Consider the following 23,838-nt stretch of genomic DNA (forward strand, 5'->3'; position numbering starts at 1 on the left):
GCGGCATCATCTGCTTAAGGATGGCCTCCTTGCGTTCTGCTGGATAACGATTCACTGCATGTCTTTACTCCGCCCCAATACGGTTGATGTGAATTAATTGACGCGACATCTATCCTGACATAGGGGGATACCGTCGCACCAATTGTCATGCATGTGATCAATAGAAATACATTGTCGGACCAGGTGCCATTCTCATTCGCAGCAAGGCTGGCAATTGCCAGCCAGGTAAATATCGCTTTAGGATTACTTAAATGCAGATGCAAGCCCCGTTGAATATGTTTGTTTAGCGGCATTGGCGCGGGCGTTTGGTGTGTCAATTCAGCACTGGCGGACAAACCGCTTCGCAAGGCCTTCGCTGCAAGCCAGAACAAATAAAGCGCGCCGAGCATTTTCAACGCCGTGAGTAACTGCGCATACGTCGTTAATAAACTCGCGAATCCTATCACTGCCATTACGCCCCAGAACATCGAGCCGCACATAATTCCCAACGCCATTGCTATGGCGGCCCGGCGTCCTTGGTTCATGGCGACTGCCATCAGTGCCATGTTGCTGGGGCCCGGGCTTGCTGTCGCAATCAGGTAGGTCAGGAGGGCGAGTACAAATTGGTGCGACATGGCCGATTCACTTTCTTAGTCAACGTCAGAAATCGATATTAAAGAGGAATCGATGCGTTGTTGGTGACACAGATATTGTCTATTTGAAGCAGAACAGTGGTTGATAGCCTATGCATAAATCGCTAAATATCCACAGGATCGATCTCCACCGACCACTTCACCTTGCTTTTCATGGTGCGCAATGTGCCTATCCATTCTTTGACGAAGGCTTGTAATGCCGGCCTTGACGCTGATTCGACCAATAGCTGCGCGCGGTCAACGTTGGCGATGCGGGTCATGGTCATCGGGATCGGGTCATTCATCGTGATCCCTACATGCGTTTGGCAAGCCGCTGCTTCGCGTAGAAAATCGATGGCTTGTTGCAGTTCTTTGGCTTCGGCGCGCAGCAATGCTTGATACATAAATGGTGGCAACTGCGCCTGTTGACGTTCTTGCAATAAATCTTTTGCAAAGGCTTCGTAATTGTGGGCCATCAACGCATGATACAAAGGGTGGTCAGGATAGCGGGTTTGTACTAATACTTCGGACATATTGCCGCCTTCTTTTTGTGCAGTTCGTCCCGCCCTTCCCGACACCTGCATCAGTTGGGCAAACAAGCGTTCGCTTGCGCGGTAATCTTGCGAAAATAAGGCGGCGTCAGGATTTAGGGCGGCGACCAGTGTCAGCCTTTTAAAATCATGTCCTTTGGCAACCATTTGCGTCCCAATCAAGATATCGACGTCACCATCATGTACACGTTCAAAAGCGGCAGCAGCGCTTCCTTTCAGGCGGGTGGAGTCGGCATCGATACGAAATACCTTGGCATCCGGGAAAATGGCAGCGAGACTTTCTTCCATTCTTTGCGTGCCGCGGCCTAAGGGTTGCAAGTCAATATTGCCGCACGTAGGACAGGAGCGAGGGATTCGTTGCTCCAGTCCGCAATGATGGCAACGCAGTCGATGATCGCCTTTATGTAAGACTAAGTTGGCCGTACAGCGGGTACATTGGCTGATCCAGCCACAGGCATCGCATGCCAGAACGGGGGCATAGCCGCGTCGATTGAGAAATAGAAGTGATTGCTCACTTGTTTCAAGACGTAGCTTGATTGCGGATATTAGTCTAGGCGTAAGTCCTTCACTAGGTTTTTCACGCTCCAGATTAATAATCTTAACTACCGGCAATACCGCGTTTTTCACGGCTCTTTCACGTAACACAGAAAGGCGATAACGGCTACTGAGGGCACCTTGCCAACTTTCTAAAGACGGTGTTGCCGAGCCCAAGACGACCGGAATATTCAATTGCCGGGCGCGCCATATCGCGAGGTCACGTGCTGAATAGCGCAAGCCTTCTTGTTGCTTATACGAGGGATCGTGTTCTTCATCCACAATGATTAATTTCAAATGCGGCATTGATGCGAGCATCGCCAATCGCGTGCCTAGAATGATGCGAGCACGCCCCAGGTGGGCTGCCAGCCAGTGCAACAAACGCTCCCCTTCTGCCATGCCGCTGTGCAAGGTTGAGAGCAGGATGCCCGGAAAACGGGCGCGGATGTGCGCTTCAAATTGTGGTGTCAGATTAATCTCGGGGACGAGTATCAACACCTGTGCCTGTTGGTCTTGCTGCAAAATCTTACTGACGGACTGTAGGTAAACTTCGGTTTTGCCACTTCCAGTCACACCGAAGAGCAGATGGGGTGTAAATCCCGTCGGTTCGGTAATGGCATTGACTGCGTTCTGCTGTTCAGTGTTGAGAAGAGGCTCGGCAGTAGCTTGTGCATCGTTGTGATCCCCAAGTTTGGCTAGCTTTTTTAATCCACGCTGCAAAGAGACGGTTTTTAGCGCTTTTAGATTTTTTGGTAAGGCGGGTAATGCCACTTCACCGAGAGGGCGTTGATAGTAATCGGCTGCAAACTGCGTAAGCGCCAGCCACTCATTCGACAGTGGCACAAGCTCAGATCGGACCGCAGTCACGTTCTTCATTTTGGCCAATGGGACCTTAGTCGTTGAGGCAATCTCAATGATGATACCAACAAGTTCTTGACGACCAAATGGCACCACAACGAGTTGACCTGGCTGCGGACTGATAACGGGTACAGACTCGTTGGCATCAGTATCGCCGACGACGCGCGTTGGTGGTTCCCAACGGTAATCAAACAAGCTATCGAGGGGAGTGTCGAGGGCGATACGCAAAAAAAGTTCGTTCACGGCCTGGCTTTATTTCCACAAACAACGGTATGGATGAATTTTACGGGTTGTTTTTTGTTTGTCCACAACATCTGTGGATAACTTTGTGGAGAAGGAACTATTGACATTGGTTTTTGCTTGTGTTTATGCTGGTCTTGAGACAGTGTTGGATTTTGAGCATAAAATTAATTACGTTTAAAATCAATGACTTAGAATTCTTTAATCGTTATAAAAAAATATTCTTTAAAACTTTTTTACAACGCCCTTTTTTTGTGCATAAGTTAGAAGAAAGATCTCAGGAAGTCGAATAAATTGGGCTATTATCCACCTGCTTCTCCACAGCTTTTGGGCTGGAAAGGCGCGTAAACGCTATGTTTTGCACAGCAACATGGTGTGGTGACGCGGCGATCCGGTGATTGTTCTTTTACCAGCACCTGAATTGCTTAAATTTCTAATCATTTTTTATAGAGAAAATGAAAACTATAGCCCCTAATTAGCGCAGACCTACGTCGTCTACGCACTAATTATGGGCTACGCCTGGATGCTAATGTTATCTATTGCGTTGCTGACGACTATATTCATGCACCGTGTCGACCAAGACGCTGACCGCCTCTGGGGGTGTAAATTGGGAAATCCCGTGACCCAGATTGAACACATGCCCATTACCTGCTGTAGGTGTACCGTAGGAATCCAAGGTATTGATGACTTGTTGACGTATCTGTTCTGGATCAGCGAATAAGATGGCAGGGTCTAAATTTCCTTGGAGGGCAACTTTGTCACCGACGCGAGCACGCGCCTGTCCGAGGTTAACGGTCCAATCCAAGCCTACGGCATCCGCACCAAGTGCCGCGATTTTTTCTAGCCATAAGCCGCCGCCTTTGGTAAACACGATTGCCGGAATCCGTTTGCCATCTTTTTCTTTTTGTAATTTTCCGACGATGTCTTGCATATACGAGAGCGAAAATTCCTGATACGCCGCATCGGCGAGCGCACCACCCCAGCTATCAAAAATCATCACTGCTTGCGCGCCAGCATCGATCTGAGAATTCAGATAACTGGCTACTGCGTCAGCATTTACGCGCAGAATGTGGTGCATTAAGTCAGGACGTTTGTAGAGTAAGGTTTTGACTTTATGGAATTCTTTCGACCCCTGACCTTCAACCATGTAACAAGCAAGCGTCCAAGGGCTGCCTGAGAAGCCAATTAAAGGTACACGACCGTCCAGCGCTGTACGGATCTGTGTGACAGCATCAAATACGTATTGCAAGCTGCCAGGTTCCGGTACTTTTAAAGCGAGAATATCTTTTTCATCTTTCAATGGGCGTTCAAATTTAGGCCCCTCACCTTCTTCGAAGTATAAGCCCAGACCCATCGCGTCCGGAACGGTCAAAATGTCTGAGAACAAAATGGCAGCATCTAGCGCGTAGCGGTCTATCGGTTGTAAAGTGACTTCTGTTGCGAATTGTGGATTTTTCGCCAGACTCATGAAAGAGCCTGCACCTTTACGTGTTGCACGGTATTCTGGTAAATAGCGGCCCGCCTGGCGCATCAGCCAAAGTGGTGTGTATTCAGTTTCCTCACGCAATAATGCTTTCAGAAAAGTGTCGTTCTTCAGTGGCGAAAAATGGTGGCTCATGTAGACTTTCAAAAACGGTCATTATTACGACGATGAAAAAATTATCGTAAATTCGGAATATCCGACATTATCGCTTAAGGCGCTGGGATCGGCATCTGATCTTGCGCAAGTTGTGGATGTTGTCGCAATTTTCCTTTTGGAAACTGTGGATAACTTTGTGGATAGATTTTAAAATTTCTGGGTTTACCTCGTATTTTTAAATTTTCACAGTAGCTTATCAACGTAAGTTATTGATTTAAATGTGTATTTATAGTTGTATTCTAAAGAACGCCTATTTTTATAAAAATAATCTACTTGACAGTTTGTGCATAAGTAATAAATTCAAAAATTTTTTATGCGAAATTTTATCTACGTATAGCGGCGAGATACCAGTTCACACCGTAGCTTGTAAATACAATGACTTGGTCAAATTTGTTATGACCACTTCGTAGATTCAACGGTGTTAGCAGGCTTATTCGACGACGAGTTTGCCATATTCAAGATTGCCTGGAGGAAATTTCAGTTTTAAGCTTTCAAGCTTTTCAAAAACAAGCGTGGCGATCGCTAAATTTCGTTGGGTTTTAGAATCTGCCGGGATAACGTACCAGGGAGCCAGCGGTGTATCCGTCGCTAACAAGGCGTTTTCATAAGCTTGTTGATAAGCTTCCCAATGAACGCGCTCTGCCAGGTCTTGCATATCAAACTTCCAATGCTTATCCTGATCTGCCAGTCGTTCTTCTAAGCGTTGTTTTTGTTCGTCCTTAGAAATGTGTAGGAAGAATTTAAGTACGATGGTGCCTGTCTCAATGAGCATTCGCTCGAAGTCTCGAATCTGCGCAAAACGGCGCTCACATTCTGCCTGATCAATCCAACCATGAACTTTGCTGATCAATACATCTTCATAATGGCTACGGTTAAAGATAACGATTTCACCTTTACCTGGCACTTCTTTATGGATCCGCCATAAAAAGTCATGGTCTCTCTCTGCGACGCTTGGCGCTTTGAAGGCGACCGTCCTCGCAGCCAAAGGGTGCAATTGTCCAAACACGCTTTTTACCGTCCCATCTTTTCCTGCTGTATCCATGCCTTGCAGAATGACGAGCAGCTTGGGCGCATGATTGGCTGCAAACACATCCTGTAATTTAGATATATTTTCAGCCAATTCTGCCGTCTTTAGCTTGTCTGACTGCTTGTCATCTGCGCGAACGCCGGTCGAGGCCCCTAATACTTTGCGGTTTGCATCTGCCTCATTCAACTTAAAATTAGGCACAACCCGAAACTGGTCAGCAATGCTCATGATTTATCAGCTTTCACTCTTGATATTACGATTGATCAAATAGCGATGGTGTTCGACTTTCAAGCATCGATCCATCACAACGAAGACGCCGGCATCTTCTGCAAGGAGGGCGGCAGCATCGTTCACGATGCCAGACTGCATCCAAAAACAACGGGCGGCAATTTGAATGGCTTCTTCGGCGATGGGGGGAATATCGTCCGTGTTTCTAAAACAATCAACGATATCAATTTGATGTTGCTTACTGGCCTCAAGCAAATTGACATAACATCTTTCTCCCAAAATCGTTTTTCCCGCCTCACGTGGATTGATAGGTACAATGCGATAGCCATGTGCTTGCATATAGGCGGCGACATCATAGCTGGCGCGGTGAGTTTTGGGCGATAAGCCTACGACGACAATCGTTTTGCTTTCATTCAATAGCGCTGGTATAGATATGCTTGGCTGCTGCTCTGGCGTAGGGCGTGGGTTCATTTGCTAGCGTTCCTGAAAAACAAAAAGACAGCCTGAGCTGCCTTTTTGTTGTACTGCTTTCGTCGCGTCAAGGACGACGACAAATTAACGCTTTTGACGCAATTTGTTAATCGCTGCCAATTGGGCGATCGCGGTTGCCAGTTCAACTTGTGCTTGCGCATAGTCAATCGTGGAATCGCGATTAACCAAAGCTTGTTCAGCCAATTTCTTGGCTTCAGTTGCTTTAGCTTCGTCCAGGTCGTGACCACGAATCGCGGTATCGGCCAAAACTGTCACTGCATTTGGTTGCACTTCAAGCAAACCGCCAGCAACGAAAACGAACACGTCTTCTGTCTGACCAGCTACTTTGATGCGCACCGCGCCCGGTTTGATACGGGTAATCAGTGGAGTATGTTTTGGATAAATACCCAATTCACCAGCCTCACCCGGCAACGCGACGAATTCAGCTTCACCAGAAAAAATTAATTCTTCTGCTGAAACTACGTCAACGTGAATAGTGTGTGCCATGTTGGACCCTTTGTGTTCGCTTGAAAAAGCTCTTGCTGCGACGTTGCCGTCGCAGCGCTAGTGCTTAAGAATTAAGCAGCCAGTTTTTTCGCTTTTTCGATTGCTTCGTCGATAGTACCTACCATGTAGAACGCTTGTTCTGGCAAGTGATCGAGTTCGCCGGAAGCGATCATTTTGAAGCCCTTGATCGTGTCTTTCAGCGAAACATATTTACCTGGAGAACCGGTAAATACTTCAGCAACGTGGAAAGGCTGAGACAAGAAACGTTGCATCTTACGTGCACGTGCAACCAGCAATTTGTCTTCAGGAGCCAATTCGTCCATACCCAGAATCGCGATAATGTCGCGCAATTCTTTGTAGCGTTGCAGAGTACCTTGAACAGCGCGTGCTGTTTCATAGTGCTCTTGACCCACAACTTGTGGATCCAACTGACGGGATGTCGAATCCAGTGGATCAACCGCTGGGTAGATACCCAGAGAAGCGATGTCACGGGACAGAACAACGGTAGAATCCAAGTGAGCAAACGTCGTTGCAGGAGATGGATCGGTCAAGTCATCGGCTGGAACATACACGGCCTGGATCGATGTGATCGAACCAGTTTTTGTGGATGTAATACGCTCTTGCAGACGGCCCATTTCTTCAGCCAGTGTCGGTTGGTAACCCACAGCGGAAGGCATACGACCCAGCAACGCGGAAACTTCAGTACCGGCCAGTGTATAACGGTAGATGTTATCCACAAAGAACAGAACGTCTTTACCTTCGTCGCGGAAACCTTCAGCAATAGTCAAACCAGTCAAAGCAACGCGCAGACGGTTACCCGGTGGTTCATTCATCTGACCGTACACCATCGCAACTTTGGAGTTTTCTGGGTTTTCCAGATCAACCACTTTTGCGTCAGCCATTTCGTGATAGAAGTCATTACCTTCACGAGTACGTTCACCAACACCAGCAAACACGGACAAGCCGCTGTGTGCTTTAGCGATGTTGTTGATCAGTTCCATCATGTTAACGGTTTTACCAACACCAGCACCACCGAACAGACCAACTTTACCACCCTTAGCGAATGGGCAAACCAGATCAATAACTTTGATACCGGTTTCCAGCAATTCCTGGGATGGTGACAGTTCGTCGTAAGCAGGCGCTTTACGGTGAATCGATGCTGTCTGCTCGTGGCTGACAGGACCGCATTCATCGATAGGGTTACCCAATACGTCCATAATACGACCCAGCGTTGCTTTGCCGGTTGGTACCATGATTGGATGACCTGTGTTGCTGATAATCATGCCACGACGCAGACCGTCAGAAGTACCCAGAGCAATGGTACGGACAATGCCGTCGCCCAATTGCTGCTGAACTTCCAAAGTCAACTCGGAGCCTTCCATTTTCAAGGCATCGTAAATCTTAGGCATCGCGTCACGTGGGAATTCAACGTCCACCACAGCGCCGATACACTGAACGATTTTGCCATTAGCCATGTTCGTTCCTTCAATAAATATTTATACAGTTTAGACCGCTGCCGCGCCGGCGACGATCTCGGAGAGCTCTTTGGTAATGGCAGCTTGACGGGTTTTGTTATAAACCAGTTTCAACTCACCAATGACGTTACCTGCGTTATCACTTGCTGATTTCATCGCCACCATACGGGCCGACTGTTCAGACGCCATGTTTTCAGCCACTGCTTGGAAAATCAGCGCTTCTACATAACGGATCAGCAATTCATCAATCACCGTATTTGCATCTGGTTCATAGATGTAATCCCAAGCATGGGAAGACTTATCTACCGCCAGGCGATCCGCTGTCAGAGGCAATAATTGCTCCATCACCGGTTCTTGCTTCATGGTGTTAATAAACTTGGTATAACTCAGGTAAACCGCGTCGAGTTTGCCTTCCTGATAGGCATCCAGCAAAACTTTGACTGGGCCAATCAACTTATCGAGATGCGGAGTGTCGCCCAATTGCACTGCATGGGAAACCACTTCAGCACCGATACGATTCAGGAAGCCTAAACCTTTATTACCAATTGCGACCGCTTCTACTTTTGAACCTTTACCTTCAAGTTCACGCAATTTGTTGGTGACCAAACGTAACACGTTGGTGTTCAAGCCACCGCACAAACCTTTATCTGTCGTCACAACGATCACTCCGACCTTCTTGGAGTGATCTTGTTGAACCATAAAAGGATGCGTGTACTCTGGGTTGGCTTGCGACAAGTTAGCAGCGATGTTACGAATCTTTTCACTGTACGGACGAGCCGCACGCATCCGGTCTTGCGCTTTACGCATTTTGGACGCAGCGACCATTTCCATCGCTTTCGTGATTTTCTTCGTATTTTCTACGCTTTTAATCTTGCCACGTATCTCTTTGCCTGCAGCCATGAGTATTGACTCCTTCTAGCTACAGTAAATTAATAGGCGCCGGATTTTTTGAAATCAGCAATTGCGGCAGCCATGGCAGCTTCGCCATCTTTGTCCAGTTGCTTGGTTTCTTCGATCTTTTGCAACAAAGCAGCGTGGCTGGTTTTCATGAAGTTGTGTACGCCAGCTTCAAAAGCCAATACTTGCTTAACAGGTACATCATCCAGGAAGCCTTTGTTCACGGAGAACAAAGTGACAGCCATCAAAGAGATAGACAATGGTGCGTACTGAGCTTGTTTCAGCAATTCAGTAACACGGGCACCACGGTCCAGCTGTTTGCGGGTAGCTTCATCAAGGTCAGATGCGAACTGAGCAAACGCTGCCAATTCACGATACTGCGCCAAGTCAGTACGAATACCACCGGACAAGTTTTTGATAACTTTAGTCTGCGCTGCACCACCAACACGGGAAACCGAGATACCAGCGTTAATCGCTGGACGGATACCGGCGTTAAACAGGGAAGTTTCCAAGAAGATCTGACCGTCGGTAATCGAAATTACGTTGGTTGGAACGAAAGCGGAAACGTCACCAGCTTGAGTTTCAATGATAGGCAATGCTGTCAGAGAACCTGTTTTACCTTTAACTTCACCTTTGGTGAATGCTTCAACGTAGTCTGGGTTCACGCGTGCTGCACGTTCCAACAAACGGGAGTGCAGGTAGAACACGTCACCTGGGTAAGCTTCGCGGCCTGGTGGGCGGCGCAGCAACAGGGAAACCTGACGGTAAGCCACAGCTTGTTTAGACAAATCATCATAGATGATCAGTGCATCTTCACCGCGGTCACGGAAGTATTCGCCCATCGCGCAACCGGAGTAAGCGGAAACGTATTGCATCGCTGCAGATTCAGCAGCAGTTGCAGCAACAACGATGGTGTATTCCATCGCGCCGTGAGCTTCAAGAGCGCGCACAACGTTTTTAACGGAAGAAGCTTTTTGACCGATCGCTACATAGATACATGTAACGTTTTGGCCTTTTTGGCTGATCACCGCATCAATCGCCACCGCTGTTTTACCAGTTTGACGATCGCCAATGATCAATTCACGCTGACCGCGGCCAACTGGTACCATCGCGTCGATAGACTTGATACCTGTTTGCAGTGGTTCAGACACGGATTGACGAGCAATAACGCCTGGCGCGATTTTTTCGATTGGCGCAGTCAATTTAGCATTGATTGGACCTTTGCCGTCGATAGGCTGACCCAGCGCGTTAACAACACGACCGCGCAGTTCAGGACCGATAGGCACTTCCAGAATACGACCAGTACATTTCACTGTGTCGCCTTCGGAGATGTGTTCGTAGTCACCGAGAATAACAGCGCCAACGGAATCACGTTCCAAGTTCAATGCCAGACCAAATGTGTTGCCTGGGAATTCCAGCATCTCACCTTGCATCGCGTCAGACAGACCGTGGATGCGGCAGATACCGTCGGTAACGGAAATAACCGTACCTTGATTACGAATCTCAGCTGTGTCGCCAAGGCCTTGAATCCGGCTCTTGATCAACTCGCTGATTTCAGATGGGTTGAGTTGCATACTAACTCCTAATATTTATTACGTTCTTACGCGGTCAGGGCTACGTGCATTTTTTGCAGCTTAGCGCGAACCGACGTGTCGAGCACCTGATCACCAACCACGATGCGCACACCGCCGATCAAAGCAGAATCTACTTTCACGGTAGGGTGCAGTTTGCGGCCAAATTTCTTTTCCAATGTCACTGCCAGGTCGCTTAACTGGTCTGCCGATAATTCAAATGCGCTGGTTACTTCAGCATCTGCAGCGCCTTCGAAGGCGTTTTTCAGAGCGTGAAATTGGAAAGCGATTTCAGGCAGCAAAGTCAGGCGATCATAGTCAGCGAGTGTCGCTACGAAGTTTTTGGCTTCAGCAGTGACTGGCGATTTGAGCGCAGACAGGAAAATCTCAGCTTTTTGAGAAGCCGAGACTTTTGGGTTGTGTGCAAGAGCTTGTACATCGGAATTCGCACCCACATGACCCATTTCAGTGACCAGTTCCGACCAAGCGGACAGGTTACCGGTTTGGGCAACGCGGAATAGCGCTTCTGCGTAAGGACGAGCGATCGTTGCGAGTTCGGCCATGATTACAGCTCGGTTTTCAGTTGAGTCAACAGATCTGCGTGAGCAGATGCGTTGATTTCACGTTTCAGAATTTGTTCTGCGCCTTTGACTGCTAAAGTAGCAACCTGGTCGCGCAATTCTTCGCGTGCTTTAGTAACTTGATTTTCTGCATCAGCTTGAGCAGCCGCAACAATACGACCCGCTTCTGCATAGGCAGTGTTCTTGGCTTCTTCGATGATCAATTGGGCGCGTTTTTCTGCGTCAATGATACGTTTTTGGCCTTCATCACGCGCACCAGCCAATTCAGCTTGTACACGCTTTTCAGCAGCTTGCATTTCAGCGCGGCCACGGTCGGCAGCTGCCAGTCCGTCAGCGATTTTCTTTGCGCGCTCATCGAGCGCGTTCATCAGTGGCGGCCACACAAATTTCATTGTGAACAATGCCAAGATGAAGAAAACCCCAAACTGAACAAACAAAGTTGAGTTAAGGTTCACGTTAATTCCTTATCTAGATGGATCAAGCCAGAAGTCGTCGACTTCCGGCGCGAAAAGGAAAGTCTATTAAGCGTGGAACGGGTTTGCGAACGCGAACAACATAGCGATACCAACACCGATCAGGAACGCAGCATCGATCAGACCAGCCAGCAAGAACATTTTAGTTTGCAATGTATTCATCAATTCTGGTTGACGTGCAGACGCTTCCAGGTACTTACCACCCATGATAGCGATACCGATACAAGCGCCGATCGCGCCCAAGCCGATGATCAAACCGCAAGCCAAAGCAACAAAAGATAAATCAGTCATGACATTTCCTTAAAAGTTAAAAATAATAAAAAGCTAAAACTAAAACCAAAAAACTAAACTAAAACTAAATCTAAAACGGTACTTATTACTTACTGCAATCTTAGTGATGTTCGTGTGCTTGACCGATATAAACCAAGGTCAGCATCATGAAAATAAATGCTTGCAAGAACACGATCAAAATATGGAAAATCGCCCAGATAGAACCTGCAATCAGGTGACCTGCAACACCAAATACTGTTGCCATTGAACCCAATAAAGCGATCAACAAGAACAATAATTCGCCTGCAAACATGTTACCGAACAGTCGCATACCCAGCGACACAGTTTTTGCCGCGAATTCGATCAATTGCAGAATCAGATTGAATGGCGCCATTTTGATACCAAATGGTGCGGAGATCAATTCGTGCAGGAAACCACCCAAGCCTTTGATTTTAACGCTGTAATACAGCATCAAAGCCAATACGCCTAAAGAGATACCGATGGTACCGTTCAAATCGGACGTTGGTACCACACGGTGGTGCATGTCGGCCAGGGATTCCGGAGCGACACCCAGACTAACTAATAAACGGAACAAGCCAGAGAACATATCGACTGGCAAGAAATCCAGTGAGTTCATCAAAGCAACCCAGATAAATACGGTCAGCGCCATCGGCGCGATAAACGTACGATCACCATGAACGGTGCCTTTGGATTGCTCTTCAACCATTTCAACCAGAATTTCTACTGCCGCCTGGAAACGACCTGGCACACCGGAAGTTGCCTTACGTGCGGCCAGCCACAGCACGAGGCTGCCGACGATACCGCACAGTACGGACCACAAAATGGTGTCGTAGTTTAAGATCGAAAAATCAACGATTTTATCTTGGTGATGTGTCGATAAATGCCCTAAGTGATGGACAATATATTCTGACGCTGTTGGTGCGTTCTCGGTTGCGCTCATGGTCGTTGTCTAAAGAGTAAAATGAAATAACTTTTCAGTACCACAATGAAGGCGATCAAAAAAGCCGGCCAGTTGACATCGTGGTACAAGGTAACAACCGCACCCATCAGGGCGATTGTTAGTCCAATCTTGATAAATTCACCGATGAAAAAACTCATCGGGTTTGCTCCTCCAGGCTTTCGGGCGCTCATTGTCAGGCGCAACGCGAAAAAAGCGTTTGGAATTGCACAGCATAAGCCGCCTAACAAAGCAGAAAATGCCAAAGAAATCGTCCCAAATACACCAGCAAGCAGTGCGACGACCAGAGCTGCCACCATTTGCAGCAGTACGATACGCGCCATGCTTTCCTCACTTAAATTACAGATCTTGCTAAGATTTTGCGCGTTAGCCTCTAAATAGTATCGGGCAGCGCATATCCTTGCCTATCAAAACCACGGAATTATACGTGGTAGTGCGTTACAACGTCAAACGATACCTTCGGTGCACCAGAATGAGACACTGCCTGTTTTTTTGGCAATTCTCATCTTTTACTTCACGCTCCGTACTAATTGCGCTAACCAAGTTTGGCCCTGCTCCCAATGACCTAACCCAGACTCGCCGTTAATATGTCCTTTTGCACCAAGCGAGTGAAATTCGCTGCCCCAGCATTGTGCCCAATGTTTGGCCAAAGGAAAATCACACCACGGATCGTTATCAGAGGCGATCAAGGTACTGGCTATAGGTAAGCGAACATCTGGCATAGGACTAAAACTGGGTGCTGGAAACGTATTTTGTCCTACATCTGGAGGAGCCGCTAAAAACAGGCCTTTTACCTGTTTCACGTGCAACACAGATGAGTGAGGCGAAGAAATCCAATGCACAGCTAAAGCACAGCCGAGACTATGTGCTACCAAAATGACGTCTTCCTTACATTGCTCAATTTCTTCGGATAATTTCGCCATCCACAAATCAAGTTCGGGCTGATCCCAATTATCTTGTTGTACTCGTGCGACATTTGGCATGCTTGTTTCCCACAGACTTTGCCAGTGTTGTGGGCCAGAGTTATATAAACCAGGGAGGATAAGAAGTTTCACGTGGAACGCATCAGTAAGTGATGGATAAAAGGGTCCGTTCAAAAAACGGGGACGAAAAAAAAGCTGCAAAACCAAATCGGTATTGCAGCTTAATTGAAAAGTATTATTGACCGCGTATTTTTAAAATGACGCCATCAAGGGAATCGAGGTCGGCAAAGTCGATTACCATTTGCCCCCTGCCCTTGCTACCCATTTTCAGAGTGACCTGGGTCGCCAGCAAGTCAGATAATTCTTCTTCAAGGCGGGTAATGTCACGTGACTTTTCAGCTTTGTCACGCGGCTTACCGGTAGCGCTCATTTCTGAGGTTGTCTTAGCAACTAACTTCTCAGCTTCACGTACCGACATGCGTTTTGCAACGATTTGATTTGCTAACTGTATCTGAGTCGCCGCATCGGTGACCAATAAGGAGCGGGCATGCCCCATGTCGATATCTCCAGCCATCAACATGGTTTGCACCGGCTTCGCCAGATTCAACAAACGCAGCAAATTGGACACCGCGCTACGTGACCGCCCAACGGCCGTAGCAGCTTGCTCGTGGGTGAATGAAAAATCGGTAATTAAGCGATGGATACCTTGTGCTTCTTCGAGTGGGTTGAGGTCTTCACGTTGAATATTCTCAATCAAGGCCATGGCCGCTGCGGCCTGGTCGTCCACATCTTTCACTAAGACAGGCACTTCCTCCAACCCCGCCATCTGAGAGGCACGGAAACGGCGCTCACCAGCAATAATCTCGTAACGCGTTATACCGTTGCTTTGTCCGATAGGACGTACCAGAATCGGTTGCATGAGACCTTGCGCTTTGATCGAAGCGGCCAATTCTGCCAAAGCGCCCTCATCCATCCGCGTACGGGGCTGATATTTACCTGCCTGCATATGCTGCACCGAAAGACTGGTTGGTGCACCACTGACCGTCGGTACGGCGTCCGTAAAGTCGCCGGCACCATCGAATAAAGCCTCAAGGCCGCGTCCCAAACCCTTTTGTTTTTTCGTAACCATGTTCATTTTTCCAACTGTTTAATTCTTTCGACCATTTCAGCACCAAAGGCAATGTATGCCTGCGCACCTTTTGATGAGGGATCAAAAACCACGCCCGGTATGCCATACGATGGCGCTTCTGCAAGGCGGACATTACGTGGAATCAGCGTTTTAAAAACTTTGTCACCAAAGTGCTGCTCCAATTGATCTGAAACTTGCTGCGACAAGGTCATGCGTGGATCAAACATCACTCGCAACAAACCAACGATTTTCAGATCCGGATTAAGGTTAGCGGATACCTTTTTGATGGTATTTGCCAAGTCAGACAAGCCTTCCAACGCATAGTATTCGCACTGCATTGGGATAATCACCCCATTAGCAGCACACAGACCGTTCAAGGTCAGCATTGATAAGGCTGGCGGACAGTCCACTAAGATAAAGTCATATTCGTTGCTTACCAGTGCCAGCGCATCGCGCAGACGCTTATCGCGATTTTCCAGTTCCACCATTTCAACTTCGGCACCGGCCAGTTCTCGATTCGCGGGTAAGACATCAAAGCGGCCAGATTCAGAACGTAAGCGGGCGGAGGCTACATCGGTTATACCGAGCAATACTTCGTAGACCGAGGACGTCAGTTTTGCCTTGTTAATGCCGGCACCCATAGTGGCGTTACCCTGAGGATCGAGATCGACCAGTAAAACGCGTTGATCCAACTTCGCCAGTCCGGCGGCAAGATTGACTGTGGTCGTGGTTTTGCCAACGCCACCTTTTTGGTTTGCTATACAAAAGATTTTTGCCATAGAGGTTTTCCGTTGGTAAGTCAGACTGGGGATTTTTTTACAAAAACGAGATGCCGCTCAGCGTGTAAACCAGGCACAGACAAAGCTTGCACACCCTTCACTTGCCAGCCCTCTGGTAAGCGCTCGATTTCCTGCGCTGGTGCGACACCCTTCATGGCGATAAATTGTCCACCATCGGCCAATAGATGTCCTGACCAATTAATAAAATTACATAGCTCAGAAAATGCACGTGAAGTAATCACGTCAAATTTCTGGCTGACTTGCAGCTCTTCTACGCGCCCTGTATGCACTGTGACATTACTTAGACCGAGTTCAGTTTTTGCCTGGCTTAGAAATGCGGTTTTTTTACTAACGGTGTCGATCATGGAAATCTTAATTTCCGGATAGGTAATCGCCAGTATCATTCCAGGAAGCCCACCGCCCGCACCCACATCGAGTACATTTTTCGCTTCAGTGAAAGCAGATGCAGCGGACAATGAATCCAGCAAATGCTGTTTGACCATTTCTTTAGGATCGCGGATTGCTGTTAAATTATAAACAGAGTTCCACTTCGATAACAGTAACAAATAAGCAATCATCTTATCGATTTGCACATCTGTTAAAGGTAAAGCTAATTCTTGCACACCATCAGCGAGCATTTTACGCAACAAACTCGTATCGTTGATACTCATCAAACCTCTCCTGCTTCGGGCGTTGTTTCTAAGACGACTTCTGGTGCAGCAGCAAATTCTTTAAAACCGCGCTTCTTCAAGTGCACCAGTAATAGAGAAATCGCGGCTGGCGTTACACCTGAAATACGACCGCACTGCCCTAAAGTTTCAGGCTGATGTTTATTTAGTTTTTGTCGGACTTCGATAGATAAGCCATTAACTTCCATATAGTCAAACTTAGCTGGCATTTTGAGATTTTCGAAATGCGCATGGCGCTCAACTTCTTTCGCCTGGCGGTCAATATAGCCGGCGTATTTAACTTGGATTTCGACCTGCTCACGCACGGCTTCGTCCGTAACACCAGGACCAGCTAACGCTTGCCCTTCAACACCAATCAAACCCATCAGACTGTTGTAAGTCACTTGTGGGCGGCGCAATAAATCCGCCAATGAATACTCACGTTCCAAGGCTTTACCGACCACTCGCTCGGCCTCTTCTGCGCCGAGAATGCGGGGATTGACCCACGTAGAACGCAGACGCTCCATTTCACGTGCAACACTTTCACGCTTTTGTTCAAACATCTGCCATTGTGCGTCGCTAACACATCCAAGCTGGCGACCGATTTCGGTCAGGCGCATATCGGCATTGTCTTCACGCAAACTCAGCCGGAATTCTGCACGGCTGGTAAACATTCGGTAAGGCTCTTGTACACCTTTGGTAATCAGGTCATCGACCAAAACACCAAGATAACCCTCGTCGCGGCGTGGTACCCACGCGTCTTTACCCTGAGTTTGCAATGCAGCGTTCAAACCTGCCAACATACCTTGCGCCGCCGCTTCTTCGTAGCCCGTGGTGCCGTTGATCTGTCCGGCAAAGAATAAACCGTCTATCTGGCGGGTTTCTAATGATGACTTCAACCCGCGCGGATCAAAATAATCGTATTCAATCGCATAGCCTGGCCGCAAGATATAAGCATTTTCCATACCGCGCATAGACCGCACCAATTCTAGCTGGACATCGAATGGCAAACTGGTAGAGATACCATTCGGGTAAAACTCGTTGGTGGTCAGACCTTCGGGTTCAAGGAATATCTGGTGCGATTCTTTACTCGCGAAGCGATGGATTTTATCTTCGATCGATGGGCAGTAGCGAGGCCCTACCCCTTCGATAACACCGGTGTACATTGGACTGCGATCGAGGCCTGCGCGAATAATATCGTGGGTTTTTTCGTTCGTATGAGTAATCCAGCAAGGAACCTGCTTAGGATGCATCGCTGTATTTCCCATATACGAGAATACTGGTACCGGATCAAGATCACCGGGTTGTTCTTGCATGACGGAGAAGTCGATACTGCGGCCATCAATCCGTGGTGGCGTGCCAGTTTTCAAGCGACCTTGTGGCAACGCCAACTCTTTTAGACGGGCGGACAGTGAAATTGCTGGGGGGTCACCTGCTCGTCCGGCGGAATAGTTATTCAAGCCGACGTGAATTTTTCCATCAAGGAAAGTACCCGCGGTCAAGACAACTGCCCGTGCTCGAAAGCGGATGCCGACCTGCGTCACTGCACCGACCACACGATTGCCTTCAACGAGTAAATCGTCAACAGCCTGCTGGAACAACCACAAGTTAGGCTGATTTTCGAGACGACTACGTATGGCTTGTTTGTACAAAATCCGATCGGCTTGCGCTCTTGTCGCACGCACCGCGGGTCCCTTGGATGAGTTGAGGATACGAAACTGAATACCAGCTTCATCCGTGGCGATCGCCATCGCACCGCCCATGGCATCAACCTCTTTCACCAGATGCCCCTTACCAATACCACCAATTGATGGATTACAGGACATCTGACCAAGGGTCTCGATATTGTGGGTCAATAACAATGTGGACTGTCCCATACGCGCAGCAGCGAGGGCAGCTTCTGTACCGGCATGACCACCGCCGACAACAATCACATCAAATTCTTTTGGATAAAACATGGCTATCTTCTGACAAACAAGGACTTAAGAGGCACGATTATAGTTTGTTTTCACGTTGAAGCCATTTTCAAATGTTGATTCTCACAAAAAATAAGTCCGGATGTTTCACGTGAAACATCCGGACGCACATTTCATTTTGTAAAATTACTGTATCTATCCGCTCAAATTTTAAGCAGGCCAACCAACTTCAGACTTCATTACGATTGTTTCACGTGAAACAATCACTTCAAAAAACCGTCATAGGTCGTTTTGCAAATCAGTGCGATCACTACAAACAAAAACATTTTGCGAACAAAACCAGTGCCATGTTTAATCGCCATATGTGATCCCGTCAAAGAACCACCCACCTGACACAATGCCATCATCGCGCCTAACATCCATAAAACATGACCACTAAACCCAAACCACGCTAACGCTGAAGCATTACAAGCGACATTCAATACCTTAGCGACAGCTGATGCACGTAAGAAATCATATCCAAAGAAGCGCACAAATAAGAACATAAAAAAACTACCCGTACCTGGGCCAAAGAAACCATCATAAAAACCAATCACCCCACCCACTAACATACCTAAGAAAACTTCTTTATGGCCAGAAAACACCGGCTTATCTAAAGCACCAAATTCTTTCTTCTTAAACGTATAAATTGCCACACCAACCAACACAAATGGCAATGCCTTTCGTAATTGTTCCGGAGACACATGGGTCACCAGATAAGCACCTGCGAAAGAAAATAGGAAAGCCGTCAGTGCCGCAGGTATCGCCATAGCCCAACGAATCTCCACTTTGCGCAAATAGTTCTTAGCCGCAACACTTGTCCCCCAAATACCCGCAAATTTATTGGTCCCCAACAAGGTCGCTGGTGCAGTACCAGGCATCATAGAAAATAATGCAGGTACTTGGACTAACCCTCCACCCCCGACTATCGCATCAACAAACCCCGCAAAAAAAGCAGCACACCCCAACAGCAACATATCCATCATGTCTTCAACCTTATTTTCATTTACATTTACATTTTAATTTTTATTAAACTTCACACACAGCAAGCAGCCAGACGACAACTTTGCTTTAGTATCAAAGTTCTGGCAAGCTATAAACAATAGCAAGCCTAAGTCCCGTCAGGCCACACAGTTTTCAGTATCTTTTACCAGAACAGGAAATATCGCCCCATGAACAACTTCGAATTCCAAACTGTACCGCATATCATTAGCCACGCGGGAGCTGCGAATCAGTTAGGTCACACGATTGCTATCCATTATCCAAACGTTAAACATGTTTTACTTGTCACCGATGCGGGTTTCTTTAAAACAGGCTTACTCCAACCCGCCATAGAGAATATTCGCGCACAACAACGCCACGTCAGTATTTTTTCCGAAGTCATCGCTGATCCACCAGAATCTATTGTGTTAAATGCGGTTTCACAAGCACGCCAAGCAGGCGTCGATCTGGTCGTTGGCTTTGGTGGTGGTAGTTCTATGGATGTCGCCAAATTGATCGCCATCCTCGCAGGTACAGAACAAAACTTGGAAAGCATGTATGGTATCGGCAAAGTACTTGGACAGCGCCTTCCTCTCATCCAGATACCAACAACCGCCGGCACAGGTTCAGAAGCAACACCTATAGCGATTGTTACCACTGGTGCGACAACCAAAATGGGCGTCGTCGCGCCTCAACTCTACGCCGACATTGCCATATTAGATGCGACCTTAACCTTAGGCTTACCTGCGGCCGTTAGTGCGGCAACTGGGATCGATGCCATGGTCCACGCCATTGAAGCGTACACTACCAAACATAAGAAAAATCCATTGTCTGACATGTTGGCCACACAGGCATTACGGCTGCTATGGGGAAATATCCGCACCGTTTGTCACGATCCACAAAATCTGGAAGCTCGTCAGTCCATGCTATTGGGCGCCTTGTTAGCGGGGCAATCATTTGCCAATGCACCATGCGCTGCCGTTCATGCCTTGGCCTACCCTATTGGTGGGATCTTCCACGTACCACATGGCTTATCCAATTCACTCGTATTACCGCCTGTCTTGCGCTTCAATACACCAGAGGCACACCTTCTGTATGCAGAACTTGCCGACATTATTGCACCGCAAGCGCAAGGTAGCAGTTCAGCAAAAAGTGCCGCTCTGATTACTGCTTTAGAAGAATTAGCCGCCGAGCTGGGCATTGCCACTCGATTACGACAAGTGGGAATCAGCGAACACGATTTGGATAGGCTCGCCACCGATGCCATGTTACAAACCCGCTTGCTTGGCAACAATCCACGTGAAGTGAACTGGCAACATGCGCGAGATATTTACGCCGAAGTACTTTAAAAAAACAAAATACTTCGTTCACCAAAGTAAAATTATTGGTAAGAAAGTGCAAACTCTCCTGGTAAAAATCCCAGTAAAGAAGACTAATCTCGGAAACAACTAGTAATAATTTCACATTTTTTCCTTGTCAATTTTTCGTTATATTTTTCAATTAATGAAAAATTAATAAGGAGAAAAAATGCATCACCAAACCCTCAATAAGACCCAGCAAACAAAACGAAAGTTGATCTTTCTTTTTTGCATCCCGGCTCTATTCGCGACAAGTGCGGCAATAGCAGGAAGTAGCATTGACCCTGGCGCCATCGAAAAATGTAACCGCAATTTTGGATCCCTCGCGGTAGCAGAACCACAAAGTCAAATACTGACTTATCTCGGGCGTTACAGTCTGGGTTCCCCATCCACCATGTTGCGCATGATCGTTCAAGAATCTGGCTGTTTCACCGTTCTCGAACGCGGTGTCGCCATGCAAAATTTACAGCAAGAGCGAGCATTAGCAGCAGGCGGTCAACTTCAAGAAGGGTCAAATATCGGTGCAGGACAGTTACAAGGCGCTGATTTCGTGATGACGCCAGCAATCCAGTTCTCAGATGATTCTGGTGGCGTCAGCGGTGCGATGGGAGGTCTGCTGCACAAGATGGGAGGCATGCTCGGTGCAATTGGCGGATTAGGCGCCGGCGTGCAATTCAAAGAAGCCGAAACGTCATTATTGATTGCAGACGTCCGTTCAGGAATCCAGGTCGCAAGCGCCGAGGGAGAAGCCAGCAAAATGAATTTCAGCCTAAATGGCTGGGGTTGGGGACGCATGGGTTGGGCAAGTGCTGGTGGATACAGCAAAACACCTGAAGGCAAATTGATTGCTGCCAGCCTACTTGATAACTTCAATAAAATTGTGCTTGCAGTGCGTGACAAGCCACAGCTGATACAAACTACGGTGCAAAGTTCTAAAATCAATGCCGCGCATTCAATCCAATCAACCAACGGTAACCGCCCTGTATTCAATAACAACGCGACACCGAACACCATGCCCGGCATCGTCATCCCCGCAACGCTCGTCGGCATGTACAACACCAAATACGATGGCGATGATCAAGGTACGGTAACGATCATGGTCAGCGGTAACGGCAAGGTCAGTGGAATGGGAAATTCAATCAAATTTAAAACTAATTTCGCCCTTGCCGGCGCCATCAACAGTAGCGGCGAAATCAACTTAGTAGGTCAAATAAAATCCGTCCCAACCAAATTCACCTGCAACATCGATCCGCAAAGCGGAACCATCATGGGTATCTGGCAAACCCAGGACAACGACAAGCAAGGGACGTTTAATGGGTCCAAGCAATAGTCCAAGCTAGTCTAACCAGCACAAACTAAGGAGAACGAAAGGAAAGCAATAGCACTGCTTTACTTTCGATCCCCAATCATTATCCCCAACCAACTCAAACACTGAAATTAATCGCAAAAACCGATGACCGCCGGCAACGGTCCAATTCCTGATCGTCTACGGCGCATTCTTACTTTCCGTTTCCTTACCTACTGCTTTTCACTTTGTGCTTTTTTTCCTTGTGCTTTTTTACCTCGTCCTTTAGTTCAGCAACGCAAAGAAAAAACCATATAAAACGATGGGCTGCTTCACGCATTTAAAATAAACCAGAACGATACAAGCAAGATTGTTTCACGTGTAACCCACGCGAGTTCCCTGCTCTACATTCTTATTATCCAAATACCGCTGACCATCGTGCCTATCATGCCTGTCATGCCTGTGGAAAAATATGAAGTTATTTACACCTGTCAGCACAAAAAATATGCTGTTTTGAAATGCCCTAATCACAAAAGCATAAAAATCTCCGTGGATAACTAAGCACTTTTCCACAAGCACTTGAACCTACAAAAAAATCAAATGAATAGCACCTGTGGACAATCTCCAACTTTCACACAGCCCCTACAAGAAGATGGACACTTCCGTTTCACGCTAAAACTCGTCCAGACGCCTTTTAAGGCGATATTTCATCCACCCTACAATGAACATATCAATTGAAGAAAAAAGCCCCAAAACACCTTTAAATGACCCCAGCACACCATCACGGAAAGACTGCAGCAAATAAAAAAGCCCCGCGAATACGAGCGGGGCCTTCTGTCTGACAATACACAACCATTCAATGCGAACCGGAGCCTTGCTTCGTGCCGAACAGACCGGCCAATTCTCCAACAATTCCTTTACGGAACAAAAGCACGCAAATAATAAAAATAAATCCAGTCACCATCGTCACGGAGTCGCCCAGTGTCCGAAACCAGTCCACGTGCGAAACATCGGCCAGCCAATTACCGATATCCCCCAACTTATCTTCGAGCGCGATAATAACTACTGCGCCGACCATAGGCCCAATCATGGTACCGAGACCACCAACCAACGTCATCAAGACCACCAGACCCGACATTGCCCAGTGCGCATCCGTCAACGTTTCGAACCCAATCACCACTGTCTTTGTAGCACCAGCAAGACCAGCAATCGCCGCAGACAAGACAAAAGCCAATAATTTATAGCGATCAACGTCATAACCCAACGATACAGCGCGGGCTTCATTTTCTTTAATCGCTTTCAATACCTGACCAAACGGTGAATGAATCGTGCGGACGATCAGCGCAAAGCCAGCAGTGCAAATCGCCAGTACAACGTAATACATCGCGAGATCAGAACTCAGCGCAAGAAAGCCAAATAAATTCCCGCGCGGAATACCTTGTAAGCCATCTTCGCCACCGGTAAATTTCGCCTGCAAAAAAACAAAATACAGCATTTGAGCAAGCGCCAAGGTGATCATCGTAAAATAAATACCCTGGCGTCGGATTGCCAGCAAACCCATCACCAAACCTATGCCAGCGGACACCAGCACGCCCGCGAAAATACCCGCTTCAAACGACCATCCAGCATCTCGTAACAACCACCCTGTCACGTAACCAGCAGCGCCAAAAAACGCAGCATGTCCAAACGACAGCAAACCAGTAAAACCAATCAGTAAGTTAAACGCACAAGCAAACAGCGCAAAACACAAAACCTTCATCAGAAATACCGGATAAGCAACCTGCGGTGCCAACAGCAACAACATCAGAGCAACAGCATAAGCAATTTTTTTATTCATCTCAGCTCCGA

Annotated in this window: 23 protein-coding genes; 2 read left to right on the forward strand and 21 right to left on the reverse strand. The window is 47.5% G+C overall.

The annotated features are described in order from the left end of the window. Positions 1 to 14 precede the first annotated feature (14 nt). The 20 genes from ACO0K1_RS11290 to ACO0K1_RS11385 form a co-directional block, all read right to left on the reverse strand. Positions 15 to 614 (reverse strand): LysE family translocator, encoded by a 600-nt coding sequence (locus ACO0K1_RS11290; RefSeq protein WP_423025714.1) that lies wholly within the window; start codon positions 612 to 614, stop codon positions 15 to 17. Positions 615 to 736: 122 nt separating this feature from the next. Then, the gene (locus ACO0K1_RS11295; RefSeq protein WP_423025716.1) at positions 737 to 2,797 is read right to left on the reverse strand and encodes a primosomal protein N'; all 2,061 of its coding nucleotides are present in this window, start codon (positions 2,795 to 2,797) and stop codon (positions 737 to 739) included. Between the two features lie 529 nt (positions 2,798 to 3,326). Beyond that, a complete protein-coding gene (gene hemE, locus ACO0K1_RS11300; RefSeq protein ID WP_423025718.1) occupies positions 3,327 to 4,412 on the reverse strand; it encodes a uroporphyrinogen decarboxylase in 1,086 nt (361 codons plus the stop codon). A 451-nt stretch (positions 4,413 to 4,863) separates the two neighbouring features. Continuing rightward, on the reverse strand, positions 4,864 to 5,688 hold the full coding sequence (locus ACO0K1_RS11305) for a PPK2 family polyphosphate kinase (RefSeq protein WP_423025720.1): 825 nt from the start codon (positions 5,686 to 5,688) through the stop codon (positions 4,864 to 4,866). Between the two features lie 6 nt (positions 5,689 to 5,694). Continuing rightward, a complete protein-coding gene (locus ACO0K1_RS11310) occupies positions 5,695 to 6,159 on the reverse strand; it encodes a CoA-binding protein (RefSeq protein ID WP_423025722.1) in 465 nt (154 codons plus the stop codon). An 84-nt stretch (positions 6,160 to 6,243) separates the two neighbouring features. Beyond that, positions 6,244 to 6,666, reverse strand: a complete 423-nt coding sequence (locus ACO0K1_RS11315; protein WP_423025724.1) for a F0F1 ATP synthase subunit epsilon — start codon at positions 6,664 to 6,666, stop codon at positions 6,244 to 6,246. Positions 6,667 to 6,737: 71 nt separating this feature from the next. Beyond that, positions 6,738 to 8,141: a F0F1 ATP synthase subunit beta gene (gene atpD, locus ACO0K1_RS11320; protein ID WP_186911977.1), complete on the reverse strand. Its 1,404-nt coding sequence runs from the start codon at positions 8,139 to 8,141 to the stop codon at positions 6,738 to 6,740. Positions 8,142 to 8,171: 30 nt separating this feature from the next. Further along, the gene (gene atpG / locus ACO0K1_RS11325) at positions 8,172 to 9,041 is read right to left on the reverse strand and encodes a F0F1 ATP synthase subunit gamma (RefSeq protein ID WP_423025726.1); all 870 of its coding nucleotides are present in this window, start codon (positions 9,039 to 9,041) and stop codon (positions 8,172 to 8,174) included. A gap of 29 nt (positions 9,042 to 9,070) precedes the next feature. Then, positions 9,071 to 10,612 (reverse strand): F0F1 ATP synthase subunit alpha, encoded by a 1,542-nt coding sequence (gene atpA, locus ACO0K1_RS11330; protein ID WP_186911979.1) that lies wholly within the window; start codon positions 10,610 to 10,612, stop codon positions 9,071 to 9,073. A gap of 26 nt (positions 10,613 to 10,638) precedes the next feature. Beyond that, complete coding sequence (locus tag ACO0K1_RS11335) at positions 10,639 to 11,172, reverse strand: F0F1 ATP synthase subunit delta (RefSeq protein ID WP_423025728.1); 534 nt, start codon at positions 11,170 to 11,172, stop codon at positions 10,639 to 10,641. A gap of 2 nt (positions 11,173 to 11,174) precedes the next feature. Continuing rightward, positions 11,175 to 11,645: a F0F1 ATP synthase subunit B gene (locus ACO0K1_RS11340; protein WP_423025730.1), complete on the reverse strand. Its 471-nt coding sequence runs from the start codon at positions 11,643 to 11,645 to the stop codon at positions 11,175 to 11,177. Between the two features lie 66 nt (positions 11,646 to 11,711). Then, entirely contained in the window at positions 11,712 to 11,954 is a 243-nt protein-coding gene (atpE, locus tag ACO0K1_RS11345) for a F0F1 ATP synthase subunit C (protein ID WP_186911982.1), read from the reverse strand. Between the two features lie 100 nt (positions 11,955 to 12,054). Then, entirely contained in the window at positions 12,055 to 12,894 is an 840-nt protein-coding gene (atpB, locus tag ACO0K1_RS11350) for a F0F1 ATP synthase subunit A (RefSeq protein ID WP_423025732.1), read from the reverse strand. Further along, positions 12,891 to 13,235, reverse strand: a complete 345-nt coding sequence (locus tag ACO0K1_RS11355) for an ATP synthase subunit I (RefSeq protein ID WP_423025734.1) — start codon at positions 13,233 to 13,235, stop codon at positions 12,891 to 12,893. Before ACO0K1_RS11355 ends, atpB begins: the two co-directional genes overlap by 4 nt. Before the next feature lie 186 nt (positions 13,236 to 13,421). Then, positions 13,422 to 13,967: an RBBP9/YdeN family alpha/beta hydrolase gene (locus ACO0K1_RS11360; protein ID WP_423025736.1), complete on the reverse strand. Its 546-nt coding sequence runs from the start codon at positions 13,965 to 13,967 to the stop codon at positions 13,422 to 13,424. Positions 13,968 to 14,070: 103 nt separating this feature from the next. Then, entirely contained in the window at positions 14,071 to 14,964 is an 894-nt protein-coding gene (locus ACO0K1_RS11365; protein WP_423025738.1) for a ParB/RepB/Spo0J family partition protein, read from the reverse strand. A 2-nt stretch (positions 14,965 to 14,966) separates the two neighbouring features. After that, a complete protein-coding gene (locus ACO0K1_RS11370; RefSeq protein WP_423025740.1) occupies positions 14,967 to 15,743 on the reverse strand; it encodes a ParA family protein in 777 nt (258 codons plus the stop codon). Positions 15,744 to 15,763: 20 nt separating this feature from the next. Further along, positions 15,764 to 16,414, reverse strand: coding sequence for a 16S rRNA (guanine(527)-N(7))-methyltransferase RsmG (gene rsmG, locus ACO0K1_RS11375; protein ID WP_423025742.1), 651 nt, complete (start codon positions 16,412 to 16,414; stop codon positions 15,764 to 15,766). Then, positions 16,414 to 18,369, reverse strand: coding sequence for a tRNA uridine-5-carboxymethylaminomethyl(34) synthesis enzyme MnmG (gene mnmG / locus ACO0K1_RS11380; RefSeq protein ID WP_423025744.1), 1,956 nt, complete (start codon positions 18,367 to 18,369; stop codon positions 16,414 to 16,416). The genes rsmG and mnmG overlap by 1 nt, the downstream gene beginning before the upstream one ends. Positions 18,370 to 18,590: 221 nt before the next feature. Then, entirely contained in the window at positions 18,591 to 19,352 is a 762-nt protein-coding gene (locus ACO0K1_RS11385) for a sulfite exporter TauE/SafE family protein (protein ID WP_423025746.1), read from the reverse strand. Between the two features lie 186 nt (positions 19,353 to 19,538). Here ACO0K1_RS11385 and ACO0K1_RS11390 point away from each other — a divergent pair, with 186 nt between their 5' ends. Together ACO0K1_RS11390 and ACO0K1_RS11395 are read left to right on the forward strand one after the other, a co-directional pair. Next, positions 19,539 to 20,696 (forward strand): iron-containing alcohol dehydrogenase, encoded by a 1,158-nt coding sequence (locus ACO0K1_RS11390; RefSeq protein ID WP_423025748.1) that lies wholly within the window; start codon positions 19,539 to 19,541, stop codon positions 20,694 to 20,696. 178 nt (positions 20,697 to 20,874) lie between these two features. After that, positions 20,875 to 22,035: a CsgG/HfaB family protein gene (locus ACO0K1_RS11395; RefSeq protein ID WP_423025750.1), complete on the forward strand. Its 1,161-nt coding sequence runs from the start codon at positions 20,875 to 20,877 to the stop codon at positions 22,033 to 22,035. An 811-nt stretch (positions 22,036 to 22,846) separates the two neighbouring features. Here ACO0K1_RS11395 and ACO0K1_RS11400 read toward each other — a convergent pair. After that, complete coding sequence (locus ACO0K1_RS11400; RefSeq protein ID WP_423025752.1) at positions 22,847 to 23,827, reverse strand: branched-chain amino acid ABC transporter permease; 981 nt, start codon at positions 23,825 to 23,827, stop codon at positions 22,847 to 22,849. Positions 23,828 to 23,838: the final 11 nt, after the last annotated feature.

Source organism: Undibacterium sp. SXout20W (genome assembly GCF_049340285.1).
In the GTDB taxonomy this organism is placed as follows: domain Bacteria; phylum Pseudomonadota; class Gammaproteobacteria; order Burkholderiales; family Burkholderiaceae_D; genus Undibacterium.

Bases quoted from the DNA above. Each gene is read 5' to 3' on its own strand.
- ACO0K1_RS11290 (WP_423025714.1), bottom strand. From the start codon at position 614: ATGTCGCACCAATTTGTACTCGCCCTCCTGACCTACCTGATTGCGACA.
- hemE (WP_423025718.1), bottom strand. From the start codon at position 4,412: ATGAGCCACCATTTTTCGCCACTGAAGAACGACACTTTTCTGAAAGCA.
- ACO0K1_RS11305 (WP_423025720.1), bottom strand. From the start codon at position 5,688: ATGAGCATTGCTGACCAGTTTCGGGTTGTGCCTAATTTTAAGTTGAAT.
- ACO0K1_RS11310 (WP_423025722.1), bottom strand. From the start codon at position 6,159: ATGAACCCACGCCCTACGCCAGAGCAGCAGCCAAGCATATCTATACCA.
- ACO0K1_RS11315 (WP_423025724.1), bottom strand. From the start codon at position 6,666: ATGGCACACACTATTCACGTTGACGTAGTTTCAGCAGAAGAATTAATT.
- atpD (WP_186911977.1), bottom strand. From the start codon at position 8,141: ATGGCTAATGGCAAAATCGTTCAGTGTATCGGCGCTGTGGTGGACGTT.
- atpG (WP_423025726.1), bottom strand. From the start codon at position 9,041: ATGGCTGCAGGCAAAGAGATACGTGGCAAGATTAAAAGCGTAGAAAAT.
- atpA (WP_186911979.1), bottom strand. From the start codon at position 10,612: ATGCAACTCAACCCATCTGAAATCAGCGAGTTGATCAAGAGCCGGATT.
- ACO0K1_RS11335 (WP_423025728.1), bottom strand. From the start codon at position 11,172: ATGGCCGAACTCGCAACGATCGCTCGTCCTTACGCAGAAGCGCTATTC.
- atpE (WP_186911982.1), bottom strand. From the start codon at position 11,954: ATGACTGATTTATCTTTTGTTGCTTTGGCTTGCGGTTTGATCATCGGC.
- atpB (WP_423025732.1), bottom strand. From the start codon at position 12,894: ATGAGCGCAACCGAGAACGCACCAACAGCGTCAGAATATATTGTCCAT.
- ACO0K1_RS11355 (WP_423025734.1), bottom strand. From the start codon at position 13,235: ATGGCGCGTATCGTACTGCTGCAAATGGTGGCAGCTCTGGTCGTCGCA.
- ACO0K1_RS11365 (WP_423025738.1), bottom strand. From the start codon at position 14,964: ATGGTTACGAAAAAACAAAAGGGTTTGGGACGCGGCCTTGAGGCTTTA.
- ACO0K1_RS11370 (WP_423025740.1), bottom strand. From the start codon at position 15,743: ATGGCAAAAATCTTTTGTATAGCAAACCAAAAAGGTGGCGTTGGCAAA.
- rsmG (WP_423025742.1), bottom strand. From the start codon at position 16,414: ATGAGTATCAACGATACGAGTTTGTTGCGTAAAATGCTCGCTGATGGT.
- mnmG (WP_423025744.1), bottom strand. From the start codon at position 18,369: ATGTTTTATCCAAAAGAATTTGATGTGATTGTTGTCGGCGGTGGTCAT.
- ACO0K1_RS11385 (WP_423025746.1), bottom strand. From the start codon at position 19,352: ATGATGGATATGTTGCTGTTGGGGTGTGCTGCTTTTTTTGCGGGGTTT.
- ACO0K1_RS11390 (WP_423025748.1), top strand. From the start codon at position 19,539: ATGAACAACTTCGAATTCCAAACTGTACCGCATATCATTAGCCACGCG.
- ACO0K1_RS11395 (WP_423025750.1), top strand. From the start codon at position 20,875: ATGCATCACCAAACCCTCAATAAGACCCAGCAAACAAAACGAAAGTTG.
- ACO0K1_RS11400 (WP_423025752.1), bottom strand. From the start codon at position 23,827: ATGAATAAAAAAATTGCTTATGCTGTTGCTCTGATGTTGTTGCTGTTG.